This window comes from Burkholderia sp. KJ006 (assembly GCF_000262695.1).
GTDB lineage: Bacteria > Pseudomonadota > Gammaproteobacteria > Burkholderiales > Burkholderiaceae > Burkholderia > Burkholderia vietnamiensis.
Genome location: NC_017921.1, coordinates 108,958 through 122,084, shown reverse-complemented (window position 1 = coordinate 122,084; position 13,127 = coordinate 108,958). Strand labels below are relative to the sequence as shown.

The 13,127-nt window shown below is 66.5% G+C and carries 10 protein-coding genes; all 10 read left to right on the top strand.

Annotated features, from left to right (window positions below):
- Positions 1-32: 32 nt before the first annotated feature.
- Entirely contained in the window at positions 33-1,004 is a 972-nt protein-coding gene (locus MYA_RS14755; RefSeq protein ID WP_011880775.1) for a dipeptidase, read from the top strand.
- A 148-nt stretch (positions 1,005-1,152) separates the two neighbouring features.
- Complete coding sequence (locus MYA_RS14750) at positions 1,153-1,686, top strand: DUF5943 domain-containing protein (protein ID WP_014723974.1); 534 nt, start codon at positions 1,153-1,155, stop codon at positions 1,684-1,686.
- 71 nt (positions 1,687-1,757) lie between these two features.
- On the top strand, positions 1,758-3,821 hold the full coding sequence (locus MYA_RS14745) for an NADH:flavin oxidoreductase (protein WP_041494001.1): 2,064 nt from the start codon (positions 1,758-1,760) through the stop codon (positions 3,819-3,821).
- Positions 3,822-3,823: 2 nt separating this feature from the next.
- A complete protein-coding gene (locus MYA_RS14740; protein ID WP_014723972.1) occupies positions 3,824-5,749 on the top strand; it encodes a (Fe-S)-binding protein in 1,926 nt (641 codons plus the stop codon).
- Positions 5,750-5,753: 4 nt separating this feature from the next.
- Complete coding sequence (locus MYA_RS14735; protein ID WP_011880771.1) at positions 5,754-6,941, top strand: electron transfer flavoprotein subunit alpha/FixB family protein; 1,188 nt, start codon at positions 5,754-5,756, stop codon at positions 6,939-6,941.
- Complete coding sequence (locus tag MYA_RS14730) at positions 6,938-7,723, top strand: electron transfer flavoprotein subunit beta/FixA family protein (RefSeq protein WP_014723971.1); 786 nt, start codon at positions 6,938-6,940, stop codon at positions 7,721-7,723. The genes MYA_RS14735 and MYA_RS14730 overlap by 4 nt, the downstream gene beginning before the upstream one ends.
- A 53-nt stretch (positions 7,724-7,776) precedes the next feature.
- On the top strand, positions 7,777-9,018 hold the full coding sequence (locus MYA_RS14725) for an aromatic ring-hydroxylating oxygenase subunit alpha (protein WP_011880769.1): 1,242 nt from the start codon (positions 7,777-7,779) through the stop codon (positions 9,016-9,018).
- Positions 9,019-9,047: 29 nt separating this feature from the next.
- Positions 9,048-10,196 (top strand): hybrid-cluster NAD(P)-dependent oxidoreductase, encoded by a 1,149-nt coding sequence (locus MYA_RS14720; RefSeq protein WP_011880768.1) that lies wholly within the window; start codon positions 9,048-9,050, stop codon positions 10,194-10,196.
- 135 nt (positions 10,197-10,331) lie between these two features.
- On the top strand, positions 10,332-11,195 hold the full coding sequence (locus MYA_RS14715; protein WP_014723970.1) for a glycine betaine ABC transporter substrate-binding protein: 864 nt from the start codon (positions 10,332-10,334) through the stop codon (positions 11,193-11,195).
- A 235-nt stretch (positions 11,196-11,430) separates the two neighbouring features.
- On the top strand, positions 11,431-13,086 hold the full coding sequence (locus tag MYA_RS14710) for an APC family permease (protein WP_014723969.1): 1,656 nt from the start codon (positions 11,431-11,433) through the stop codon (positions 13,084-13,086).
- The last annotated feature ends 41 nt before the right edge of the window (positions 13,087-13,127 follow it).

Sequence of the window (13,127 nt, the reverse complement as noted above, 5' to 3'; positions counted from 1 at the left end):
CACACACGCAGAGACTAGAGCGAGAGGCAGATATGAGCACGCTGCATCAGGACAGCATCATCATCGACGGATTGAACATCTCGAAGTTCGAGAAGCCGGTGTTCGAAGACATGCGCCGCGGCGGCATCACCGCCGCGAACTGCACGGTATCGGTGTGGGAGAACTTCACCAAGACCGTCGACAACATCGGCGTGATGAAGAAGAAGATCCGCGACAACGGCGAGCTGCTGACGCTGGTGCGCACCACCGACGACATCTTCCGCGCGAAGCAGGAAGGCAAGACCGGCATCATCCTCGGCTTCCAGAACGCGCATGCGTTCGAGGACAACATCGGCTACATCGAGGCGTTCGCCGACATGGGCGTGCGCGTCGTGCAGCTTTGCTACAACACGCAGAACCTGGTCGGCACCGGCTGCTACGAGCGCGACGGCGGCCTGTCCGACTTCGGCCGCGAAGTGATCACGGAAATGAACCGCGTCGGCATCATGGTCGACCTGTCGCACGTGGGCGGCAACACGTCGTCGGAAGCGATCGCGTTCTCGAAGAAGCCGGTGTGCTATTCGCACTGCCTGCCGTCGGGCCTGAAAGAGCATCCGCGCAACAAGAGCGACGCGCAGCTCAAGGAGATCGCCGACGCCGGCGGCTTCGTCGGCGTGACGATGTTCGCGCCGTTCCTGAAGCGCGGGATCGAAGCGAACATCGACGACTACATCGAGGCGATCGAATACGTCGTGAACCTGATCGGCGAAGACGCGGTCGGCATCGGCACCGACTTCACGCAGGACTACGCGAAGGAATTCTTCGACATGCTGACGCACGACAAGGGCCGCTATCGCCAGCTGACGAACTTCGGCAAGGTGATCAACCCCGAAGGCATCCGCACGATCGGCGAATTCCCGAACCTGACCGCGGCGATGGAGCGCCACGGCTGGAAGGAGTCGCGCATCCGCAAGATCATGGGCGAGAACTGGGTGCGCGTGTTCAAGGACGTGTGGGGCGCGTAAGCGCACGCACGAACCGAACCGAGCCGAACCGCCCCAGCGATTCAACACCACAAGAATCCGGCCGTGCCGGCGCGTCGCGCGCTGGCGCGCGGACGATATCGCGCCTGCGCCCGAGCCGCGCGGCGTTTTTCCTCACGGAGCCACCACGATGCAACCGCAACTGCCGATCAACGTCGATCCCGATACCGGCGTCTGGACCACCGACGCGCTGCCGATGCTGTACGTGCCGCGTCACTTCTTCACGAACAACCACGTCGCGGTCGAGGAAGCGCTCGGCGTCGAAGCGTATGCGCAGATTCTCTACAAGGCCGGCTACAAGTCCGCCTACCACTGGTGCGACAAGGAAGCGAAGCTGCACGGGCTGACCGGCATGGCCGTGTTCGAGCATTACCTGAAGCGCCTGTCGCAACGCGGCTGGGGCCTGTTCTCGATCATCGAAGCCGATCCGGCCAGCGCACGCGCGAAGATCGAGCTGCGCCACTCGTCGTTCGTGCTCCAGCAGCCGGAGAAGGAAGGCAAGCTCTGCTACATGTTCGCGGGCTGGTTCGCCGGCGCGATGGACTGGGTCAACGACACGACGCCGGAAGGCCAGGGTGCGCCGCGCGCGCAGTCGAAGGAAGTGCAGTGTGCGGCCGAGCACCACGATCACTGCGTCTTCGAAGTGTCGCCGATCGCCCACTGACGCACTGAAGCCGCCCAGCAACACCACAACACCCGCAATACGAGACATTCGAACGCCAGAGGTCGCCAGCGATGCGTTATCCCCACCTGTTCAAACCCATGCAGCTGAACCAGCTGACGCTGCGCAACCGGATCGTCAGCACCGCGCACGCGGAGGTGTATGCCGAGCCGGGCGGCCTGCCGGGCGACCGCTACATCCGCTACTACGAGGAGAAGGCCAAGGGCGGCGTCGGCCTCGCGATCTGCGGCGGCTCGAGCCCCGTGTCGATCGACAGCCCGCAGGGCTGGTGGAAGTCGGTGAACCTGTCGAACGACAAGATCATCGATCCGCTCACGCGCCTGGCCGACACGATGCACAAGCACGGCGCGAAGATCATGATCCAGGCGACGCACATGGGCCGCCGCTCGTCGTTCCACGGCGAGCACTGGCCGCATCTGATGTCGCCGTCGGGCGTGCGCGAGCCGGTGCACCGCGGCAACGCGAAGATCATCGAGATCGAGGAAATCCGCCGCATCATCGGCGATTTCGCGGCGGCCGCGAAGCGCGTGAAGGCGGCCGGCATGGACGGCATCGAGATCTCGGCGGCGCACCAGCATCTGATCGACCAGTTCTGGAGCAAGCGCTCGAACCATCGCACCGACGAATGGGGCGGCAGCCTCGAGAACCGTCTGCGCTTCGGCATCGAAGTGCTGACGGCCGTGCGCGAGGCGGTGGGCAAGGACTTCTGCGTCGGGCTGCGCATGTGCGGCGACGAATTCCACGAAGATGGCCTCGATCACGAAGCACTGAAGGAAATCGCGCAGGCGATGTCCGAGACGGGCCTGATCGACTACCTGAGCGTGGTCGGCTCGGGCGGCGACACGCACAACACGATCGCGAACTGCATGCCGCCGATGGCGCTGCCGCCGGAGCCGTTCGTGCATCTCGCGGCCGGCATCAAGTCGGTCGTGAAGATCCCGGTCATGCACGCGCAGAGCATCCGCGATGCGGGCCAGGCCGAGCGCCTGCTCGCGAACGGGATGATCGACCTGGTCGGCATGACGCGCGCGCAGATCGCCGATCCGCACATGGTGATCAAGATCCGCGACGGCCGCGAGGACGAAATCAAGCAATGCGTCGGCGCGAACTACTGCATCGACCGCCAGTACAACGGCCTCGACGTGCTGTGCATCCAGAACGCGGCCACCTCGCGCGAAGCGACGATGCCGCACATCATCGAGAAATCGCGCGGCCCGAAGCGCAAGGTCGTCGTGGTCGGCGCGGGCCCGGCCGGGCTCGAGGCCGCGCGCGTCGCTAAGCTGCGCGGCCATGACGTCGTGCTGTTCGAGAAGAACGCCGAGGTGGGCGGCCAGGTGATGATCGCGGCGAAGGCGCCGCAGCGCGAGCAGATGTCGGGGATCATCCGCTGGTTCGACATGGAAACGAAGCGGCTGGGCGTCGACCGGCGTCTGGGCGTCGCTGCCGACGAGAAGATGATCATGGCCGAGAAGCCGGACATCGTCGTGCTCGCGACGGGCGGCTCGAGCTTCACGTGGCAGGTGCCGGCGTGGGGCGTCGCCGAAGGGCTGGCGGTCAGCTCGTGGGACATCCTGACCGGCAAGGTCGAGCCGAAGCAGAACGTGCTGCTGTTCGACGGCGTGAGCACGCATGCGGGCGCGGGCGTCGCCGACTTCATGGCGAGCCGCGGCTCGAAGGTCGAGGTCGTCACGCCCGACGTGAAGGTGGCCGACGACTGCGGCGGCACGACGTTCCCGATCTTCTATCGGCGCCTGTACGCGCTCGGCGTGATCCCGACGCCGAACACGATGCTCGACCGCGTGTACGAGGAAGACGGCAAGAAGATCGCCGTGCTGCGCAACGAATACACGGAAGAACTCGAAGAGCGCGCGGTCGACCAGGTCGTGATCGAGAACGGTTCGTCGCCCAACGACGAGCTGTACTGGAAGCTGAAGCCCGAGTCGGTGAACCGCGGCCAGATCGATCCGCACACGCTGTTCGCGGCCGAGCCGCAACCGTGCCTGTCGGAAGAGCTGGGCAACGGCCGCTTCCTGCTGTTCCGTGTCGGCGACTGCATCTCGATGCACAACGTCCACGGGGCGATCTACGACTCGCTGCGTCTCGTCAAGGATTTCTGAAGATGAATCCGGCTTTCCTCATTACCGCACTGCTGTGGCTGTCGGTGGCGGGGCTCGTGTTCGCGGTCGCGAAGCGCTCGTCCTACTGGCGTCTCGGGCGCGCGACGGCGCCCGGCTCGTTCGGCGTAGCGAACCTGTTCGCGATTCCGAAGCGCTACTTCGTCGACCTGCACCACGTGGTCGCCCGCGATCCGTACATCGCGAAGACCCACGTCGCGACCGCGGGCGGCGCGATCGCCGCGCTCGCGCTGGTGTTCGTCAACTACGGCCTCGCGATCTATTCGCCGTGGCTCGACCGGCTGATCTTCGTCGCGGCGCTCGCGATGCTGGTCGGCGCGGTGTTCGTGTGGCGCCGTCGTGCGGCGAAGAACGTGCCGGCCCGGCTGTCGCGCGGCCCGTGGAACACGCTGCCGTGGATGCTCGGTTCGTTCGCGCTCGGCCTCGTGCTGTTCATGGTCGTGCCGACCGGCGCGATGTCGGGCGCGTTCGCCGTGCTCTGCGCGCTGCTGATCGCGGCCGGCGCGTTCACGATGACGGTCGGCGCCGCGAAGGGCGGCCCGATGAAGCATGCGATCGCCGGGCTGCTGCACCTCGCGTTTCACCCGCGTCAGGAACGTTTCGCGGCCACCCGTGAATCGTTCACCGGCAACGGCACCGCGACGCCGCCGACCGCGCTGAAGCTGCCCGATATCGAACACGACGAGTACGGCGTCGCGAAGCCGGTCGAATTCCGCTGGAACCAGCTGCTGAGCTTCGACGCATGCGTGCAGTGCGGCAAGTGCGAAGCCGCGTGCCCCGCGTTCGCATCGGGCCAGCCGCTGAACCCGAAGAAGCTGATCCAGGATCTGGTCGTCGGGATGGCCGGCGGCACCGATGCCGCGTATGCGGGCAGCCCGTACCCGGGCATCCCGGTCGGCCAGCATCGCGGCGAGCCGAACGGCCCGATCGTGTCGGGCCTGATCGAGGAGCAGACGCTGTGGTCGTGCACGACCTGCCGTGCATGCGTGCAGGAGTGCCCGATGCTGATCGAGCACGTCGACGCGATCGTCGACCTGCGCCGCAACCGCACGCTGGTGCACGGCACGGTGCCGGGCAAGGGCCAGGAGGTGCTCGCGAACCTGCGCGAGACGGGCACGATGGGCGGCTACGACACGGCCGCGCGCTACGACTGGTCGGTCGACCTGAACGCGCCGATCGCGCAAGCGGGCAAGCCGGTCGACGTGCTGATCGTCGCGGGCGAAGGCGCGTTCGACATGCGCTACCAGCGCACGCTGCGCGCGTTCATCAAGGTGCTGAACAAGGCGGGCGTCGACTACGCGGTGCTCGGCGGCGCCGAGACCGACACGGGCGACGTGGCGCGCCGCCTCGGCGACGAAGCGACGTTCCAGCAGATGGCGAAGCGTCTGATCGGCACGCTCGACGCGCTGTCGTACCAGCAGATCGTCACGGCCGATCCGCACGTGATGCACAGCCTGCGCAACGAGTATCGCGCGCTTGGGCTGCGCGTGACGGTCAAGCATCACACGACCTACCTCGCGGAGCTGGCCGACAGCGGCAAGATCGCGCCGAAGGCCGTCGATGCGCTGCGCGAGAAGCGCACCACGTACCACGATCCGTGCTATCTCGGCCGCTACAACGGCGAGACGGAGTCGCCGCGCAAGCTGCTGAAGAAGATCGGCATCCAGGTCGTCGAGATGGAGCGCAACGGCATGCGCGGGCGCTGCTGCGGCGGTGGCGGCGGTGCGCCGCTGACCGACATCCCGGGCAAGCAGCGCATTCCCGACATCCGCATCGCCGACGCGCGCGCGATCGGTGCGGACGTGGTCGCGGTCGGCTGCCCGAACTGCACGGCGATGCTCGAAGGCGTCGTGGGCCCGCGCCCCGATGTGCTCGACGTAGCCGAACTCGTTGCCGCCTCGCTGGAGTGAATCGATGAACCCGATCAAACGAATCGATCCGCGCCGGCCGTTCATCATCACGGCTGCCGGCCTGAAGCGCATCACGCTCGGCGAGGAAGGCAGCGCCGACGCGAGCGCCGCGCAGTGGTCCGCGCACGGTCATGGCGGCGCGGCCGCGAAGCCGCGCCGCGCGGTGCAGGACCCGAAGCACGTGATGCTGGTGGTCGCGCACACCGAGCGCGGCGCGCTCGACGACCACGCGCGGCAGGCGATCGCCGCCGCCGCGGTGCTCGCCGACGCGCAGACGGAAGTCGCGCTGCTGGCGTTCGGCGAACTGAAAGACGACGCGGCCGCGCTCGGCGTCGACAAGCTGGTCGAGCTGACCGGCTTCGACCGTCGCGCGTTCGCGCCCGAAAGCGAATTGCAGGCGTTGCAGGCCTGTGCGGCCGCGCTCGCGCCGAAGCACGTGCTGATGCCCGACAACGCGACGGGCGACGGCGATCTCGGCCGGCGCTACGCGGCGGCGGCCGGCGCGAGCGTCGCGACCCATGTGGTCGAGATCGACGCGAAGCACGTCGGCGCGTATGCGCACGCGGGCCGCGCGTTCGCCACCCGTGACCTGCCCGACGTGATCCTGCTCGCGCCGAACGCGGTGGAGCCGAAGCTGCCGTTCGTCGGCGCCGGCGAGCGCCTGGCTGCGGACTTCATTCATCCGACCGGCGACGCGGCCGGCGCGGCCGGTGCGGCCGACGCCTATCGCGACCTCGGCCTCGACGAAATCGACGCGGCGCAAGTCGCGCTGGAGGAAGCCGACTTCATCGTGTCGGCCGGCAACGGCGTGTCCGACATCGCCGCGTTCGAGCGGCTCGCCGGCGTGTTCGGCGCGGCGATCGGCGCGAGCCGCGTCGCGGTCGACAACGGCCATTTCACGCGCGACAAGCAGGTGGGCGCGACCGGCAAGACGGTCGAGGCGAGCGTGTACATCGCGTTCGGCATCTCCGGCGCGGTGCAGCATCTGCAGGGGATCAAGGACTGCCGCCACGTGATTGCGGTCAACCTCGACGGCAGCGCGCCGATCGCGAAGCGCGCGAACCTGACGGTCGTGGGCGACGCGCAGGCGACGATCTCGGCGCTGATCGAACAGGTGCAGGCCGCGCGCGCGGCGCGCGGACAATCGCCGGCCGCGGTCGGCGCCCGTGAAACGGAAGGAGTCGCAGCATGAACGCCCCCCGCCAGTTGCAACGCATCGCGGTGCTCGTGTCCGTGGGCCGGCATCCGGTCAGCGGCACCGCACGATACAGCCGCAACGACGCGGCCGCGCTCGAGCTGGGCCGCCAGCTCGCCGAGCGGCACCGCGCGCAGCTCGACGTCGTCCATGCGGGCGACCCCGCCAATCAGGCGCTCGCCGAATACCTCGCGCTCGGCGCGCGCGAGGTCGAGGTGCTCGCGTGCCGCGACGGCGACGACGCCGCGCACGCGCTCGCGGCCCGCGTCGAAGGCTACGACCTCGTGCTGACCGGCACCCGCGCGGAAGGCGCGTACGACACCGGCATGCTGCCGTACCGCGTCGCCGCGACGCTCGGCTACCCGCTGGTCGGTGCGGCCGTCGACGTGACGGTGGACGCCGGCCGCGCGGCGGTCCGGCAATTCTTGCCGAAGGGGCTGCGGCGCCGGGTCGACACGGCGCTGCCGGCGGTCGTCGCGGTGCATCCGCTCGCGAACGCGCAGCCGCGCTACGCGTATGCGCGGCTGCGGGCCGGCGCGATCCGGCCGGCGCTCGCGTCGAGCGGCGCGGATGCCGAGGCGGCCGCGTGGAAGGTCGGTCCGATCGAGCGTAAACCCGTAAGACTGGTCGCCGCCGAGAAGCGCTCCGGGCACGCGCGGATGCTGTCCGCGACGACGACCGAAAGCCGCGGCGGGAACGTCGTAAATGAAGGGAGTTCAGTCGAAAAAGCACAAGTGATCCTCGCGTATTTGCGCGAGCATCAGCTCATCGACTACTGATTTTTGGGGCCTGTCGGCAACCACCCAGGGATGCAAGGAATCCGGAGCAAACGATGAAAGTATCGGCAGACATTCGCGCACTGATCGAACGACGCAAGGCAGGCTACAGCCTCGAGGCACCGTTCTATACGAGCGAGGAAATTTTCGCGCTCGACATGGAGGCAATCTTCCGCCAGCACTGGATCCAGGTCGCGGTCGAGCCTGACGTCCCGGAGCCGGGCGACTACGTGACCGTCGAGCTGGGCAGCGACTCGATCCTGATCGTGCGCGACGACGACATGGAGATCCGCGCGTTCCACAACGTGTGCCGCCACCGCGGCGCGCGCCTGTGCAACGAGGACAAGGGTTCGGTGGGCAACATCGTGTGCCCGTACCACAGCTGGACCTATAACCTGACCGGGCAGCTGATGTTCGCCGAGCACATGGGCGAGCAGTTCGACCGTTGCAAGCACAGCCTGAAGTCGGTGCACGTGCAGAACCTCGCGGGCCTGATCTTCGTGTGCCTCGCCGACGAGCCGCCGGCCGACTTCGCGCAGCTGCGCGCGCAGATGGAGCCGTACATGCTGCCGCACGATCTGCCGAACGCGAAGATCGCCGCACAGGTCGACATCATCGAGGAAGGCAACTGGAAGCTCACGATGGAGAACAACCGCGAGTGCTATCACTGCGTCGCGAACCATCCGGAGCTGACGATCTCGCTGTACGAATACGGCTTCGGCTACCAGCGCTCCGACGCGAACGCCGAAGGCATGGACGCGTTCGCGGAAACCTGCGTGCGCCGCGGCAAGGAATGGGCCGAGATGGGCCTGCCGTCCGCCGAGATCGAGAAGCTGCTCGACGTGACCGGTTTCCGCACGCAGCGCCTGCCGCTCGACCGCAGCGGCGAATCGCAGACGCTCGACGCGAAAGTCGCGTCGAAGAAGCTGCTCGGCAAGTTCGAACAGGCCGACCTCGGCGGCCTGTCGTTCTGGACGCAGCCGAATTCGTGGCATCACTTCATGAGCGATCACATCGTCAGCTTCTCGGTGATTCCGCTGTCGGCCGGCAAGACGCTCGTGCGTACCAAGTGGCTCGTGCACAAGGACGCGAAGGAAGGCATCGACTACGACGTGAAGAACCTCACGGCCGTGTGGAATGCGACCAACGACCAGGATCGCGCGCTCGTCGAATTCTCGCAGCGCGGCGCGAGCAGCAGCGCGTACGAGCCCGGCCCGTATTCGCCGTACACGGAAGGCCTCGTCGAAAAATTCTCGGCCTGGTACATCGCCCGGCTCGCCGAAAAGATCGGCGCATAGTATCCAGCAGCGGACAAGCGGAGCAAGACATGATGCGAGATGCGGCCAATTTCGAGCCGGTGGACAGCCGGGTCACGCACCCGGCGTTCTGGAACGCGCTGCCGGAGCGCTGGACGAGCGACGTCGAGGAAACGCTGGTGTGCTGCCACGTGCGGCAGGAAACGCATGACGTGAAGAGCTTCTTCTTCCGTTCGCCGCAGGGCCGTACGTTCTCGTTCGAGCCCGGGCAGTTCATCACGCTCGAGCTCGACATCGACGGCGAGACGATCAATCGCTGCTACACGATCTCGTCGTCGCCCGCGCGGCCGCACACGATTTCGATCACGGTCAAGCGGGTGCCGGGCGGCAAGGTGTCGAACTGGCTGCACGACAACCTGCAGCCGGGCGCGCCGGTGCGCGTGCTCGGCCCGGCCGGCGAATTCACCTGCGCGCGGCATCCGGCGCGCAAGTATCTGTTCCTGTCGGCCGGCTCGGGCATCACGCCGCTGATGTCGATGAGCCGCGCGCATCACGATCTCGCCGAGGATCGCGACATCATGTTCGTACACAGCGCGCGCACGCCGGACGACATCATCTTCGCGCGCGAGCTGGACCTGATCGCATCGAACCACACGAACTTCCGCACGTCGTTCGTCGTCGAGCGCGTCGGCGCGCGCACCAACTGGCCGGGCGTCACGGGTTTCCTGACGCTGCCGCTGCTGAAGCTGATCGCGCCGGACTTCATGGAGCGCGAGATCTTCACTTGCGGGCCGGCGCCGTACATGAAGGCCGTGCGCGACCTGCTCGACGAGGCCGGCTTCGACCGCAAGCAGTATCACGAGGAGAGCTTCTCGTTCGAAACGCTCGCGCAGACCGCGAGCGACGACGTGCTCGCCGAACTCGTGCCCGCGGCCGACGGCGGCGACGTCGCGACGAAGCAGTACACCGTCAGCTTCGCGAAGAGCAACCGCGAGATCTCGTGCGGCTCCGAGCAGCACGTGCTCGACGCGGCGCGCCAGTCTGGCGTGCGGCTGCCGGCATCGTGCACGCAAGGCATGTGCGGCACCTGCAAGGTGAAGCTCGTGTCGGGGCAGGTCGAGATGAAGCACAACGGTGGCATCCGCCAGCGCGAGATCGATCAGGGCATGGTGCTGCTCTGCTGCAGCAAGCCGCTGTCGGATCTCGTCATCGACAAATAGCGCGCAACGCATCGTCGGCCGTCCGTGCGCGTCGCGTGCGGACAAGCATCCGTCGCAAAATAGCGATACCGTGGATTTGTGGTTGAAGAACCTAGAGAGGCAACGCGCGGTGAGCGCATATCAAGGAGATCGACCATGAAGCTGTTCGGGAAACTGCTGTGGGCCGGCGCAGTGTCGGCGATGGTGACGCTGAGCGCGTCGGCAATCGCGGATACGAAGCCGACGCTGAAAATCGGTTACGTAGAAGGCTGGGACGACAGCGTCGCGACGTCGAACGTCGCGGCCCGCGTGATCGAGAAGAAACTCGGCTACCACGTGCAGCTGGTGCCGGTCGCCGCCGGGATCATGTGGCAAGGCGTGGCGCGCGGCGACCTCGACGCGACGCTGTCGGCGTGGCTGCCCGTCACGCACGGCTCCTACTGGAGCGAATACAAGACGAAGGTCGTCGACCTCGGCGTGAACTTTCCGGACGCGAAGATCGGCCTGATCGTGCCCGACTACGTGAAGGCGAAGAGCATCGACGATCTCAACGCCGAGAAGAGCAGCTTCGGCGGCCGCATCGTCGGTATCGACGCGGGTGCGGGCGTGATGCGCAAGACCGACGAGGCGATCAAGAGCTACGGGCTCAGCTACACGCTGATGCCGAGCTCGGGTAGCGCGATGACGGCCGAGCTGTCGCGCTCGGTCGGTGCGAACAAACCGGTGATCGTGACCGGCTGGGCACCGCACTGGATGTTCGCGAAGTGGAAGCTGCGCTTCCTCGACGATCCGAAGAAGGTGTTCGGCGGCGCGGAGCACGTCGACAGCGTCGTCAATCCGCAGCTCGAAACGAAGGCGAAGCCGGTCGTCGCGCTCCTGAAGAAGTTCCAGTGGAAGCCGGGCGAGATCGACAGCGTGATGCTGGCGATCCAGAACGGCTCGAAGCCGGATGCGGCCGCCGACGCATGGATCGCAGCGCATGCAGACCGCGTGAATGCGTGGACCGAAGGCGCGCAATAAGCCGCAATAAGCACATGACGATTCGTCCCGCGAATCGTCACGACGACACGTCGGGAATGGCTCGCAGGAATCCGAAACAATCGTGAACCCATGCGTCCATATCCCGGCTTTCTTTTGCTGATTCTGCAAAAAACCCCGCAAGTTGTTACACTACGGCGCTCGTGCGGAGTCATCTGCTTTGCATCGAACCAGCGTAAACGCTAAAGCGCCAACACTGATCGAGAGGAGGAATTGGATGAGTCAAGCAGGACTGCGTGCGAATCGCACCAGCGATGTCGAGACAACCATCTCACATGATTCGACGGGCCACACGCTGCAGCGTGGCCTGACATGGAAAGACGCATTCTGGGTGACGAGCGGCGTGCCGGCTGGCGTGCTGTTCACGATCGGCGGCGTATGCACGACGATCGGCCAGCCCGCGTGGGCTATCTGGATCGCCGCGATCACGATGGGGCTGATTCAAAGCGCGACTTATGCGGAAATTTCGGGGCTATTTCCTCATAAATCGGGCGGCGCGTCGGTGTACGGCGCGATCGGTTGGGTCCGTTACAGCAAGCTGATTGCCCCGGTTTCAGTGTGGTGCAACTGGCTCGCATGGTCGCCGATGCTCGCGCTCGGCTGCGGCCTCGCGGCGAGCTACGCGCTCACGAGTCTCTTTCCCGCCGACGCGGCGGTGCTGCACTGGCAGCTCAAGGTCGCCGATCTCGGTTTCATCAAGCCCGGCCTCTCCCTGCGAATCAACGCGACGTTCATCATCGCGACGATTCTTCTCCTCATCACGTTCAAGCTCCAGCACAGCGGCGCATCGAAGGCGGCGCGCACGCAGCGCATCCTCGGCATCGCATCGCTCACGCCGCTGTTGATCGTCGGCATCGTGCCGTTCGTCACCGGCGACGTGCCGATGTCGCACCTGCTCCCGCTGCTGCCGCTCGGTCACGACGCGAACGGCAACGTCACGGCCGCGACGTTCGGCACGTGGAACGGGCAGGGCGTCACGATGGCGCTCGGCGCGATGTTCATGGCCGGCTGGGCGTCGTATGGGTTCGAGACGGCCGTCTGCTATACGCGCGAGTTCCGCGATCCGCGCCGCGACACCGCGAAGGCGATCTTCTGGTCGGGCGCATTGTGCCTGGTCGTGATGACGCTGGTGCCGATGGCGTTCCAGGGCGCGCTCGGCACGCAGGCGCTGCTCGATCCGGCGATCGGCGACGGCACGGGCGTCGCGGCCGCGATGGCGAAGATCGTCGGCGGCGGCGTGTGGGTCGCGAATGCGGTCGTCGTGATGCTGATGCTGTCGATCCTGCTGATCGTGATGACGTCGATGATGGGCTCGTCGCGCACGCTGTATCAGGCATCGGTCGACGGCTGGCTGCCGAAGTACCTGTCGCACGTGAACGAGCACGGGTCGCCCACGCGCGCGATGTGGACCGATCTCGGCTTCAATCTCGTGCTGCTGATGATGTCGGACTACATGACGGTGCTGTCGATCTCGAACGTCTGCTACATGTTGTTCGTGTTCCTGAATCTGCAGTCGGGCTGGATCCACCGGCTGGATCGCGGCAACTGGGAGCGGCCGTTCCGCTGCCCGACCTGGCTGCTCGTCGGCGGCGCGATCTGCGGCTATGCGAATCTCGTCTACGTCGGCGCCGGTGCGAACCTGCAGGGCGACGGGACGCTGCGCAACGGGCTGATCGCGATGCTGCTGATCGTGCCGGTGTTCCTGTATCGCCACTACTGGCAGGATCGCGGCCGCTTCCCCACCCAGATGCAGCGCGACATGGAGCTCGAAGTACCGCAGCGTGCGATGTGGCTGAACCTGATGCCGTATGCGTCGCTGGTCGGCGCGGCGCTCGCGATCGGGTTGTCGTATTACTTCGCCTGGGTGAAATGAGTCACCGCGCGCGACACGCGTCGCGCGCAGCCCGCGTCCGA

Bases quoted from the DNA above. Each gene is read 5' to 3' on its own strand.
- MYA_RS14735 (WP_011880771.1), top strand. From the start codon at position 5,754: ATGAACCCGATCAAACGAATCGATCCGCGCCGGCCGTTCATCATCACG.
- MYA_RS14710 (WP_014723969.1), top strand. From the start codon at position 11,431: ATGAGTCAAGCAGGACTGCGTGCGAATCGCACCAGCGATGTCGAGACA.
- MYA_RS14755 (WP_011880775.1), top strand. From the start codon at position 33: ATGAGCACGCTGCATCAGGACAGCATCATCATCGACGGATTGAACATC.
- MYA_RS14745 (WP_041494001.1), top strand. From the start codon at position 1,758: ATGCGTTATCCCCACCTGTTCAAACCCATGCAGCTGAACCAGCTGACG.
- MYA_RS14730 (WP_014723971.1), top strand. From the start codon at position 6,938: ATGAACGCCCCCCGCCAGTTGCAACGCATCGCGGTGCTCGTGTCCGTG.
- MYA_RS14750 (WP_014723974.1), top strand. From the start codon at position 1,153: ATGCAACCGCAACTGCCGATCAACGTCGATCCCGATACCGGCGTCTGG.
- MYA_RS14725 (WP_011880769.1), top strand. From the start codon at position 7,777: ATGAAAGTATCGGCAGACATTCGCGCACTGATCGAACGACGCAAGGCA.
- MYA_RS14715 (WP_014723970.1), top strand. From the start codon at position 10,332: ATGAAGCTGTTCGGGAAACTGCTGTGGGCCGGCGCAGTGTCGGCGATG.
- MYA_RS14720 (WP_011880768.1), top strand. From the start codon at position 9,048: ATGATGCGAGATGCGGCCAATTTCGAGCCGGTGGACAGCCGGGTCACG.
- MYA_RS14740 (WP_014723972.1), top strand. From the start codon at position 3,824: ATGAATCCGGCTTTCCTCATTACCGCACTGCTGTGGCTGTCGGTGGCG.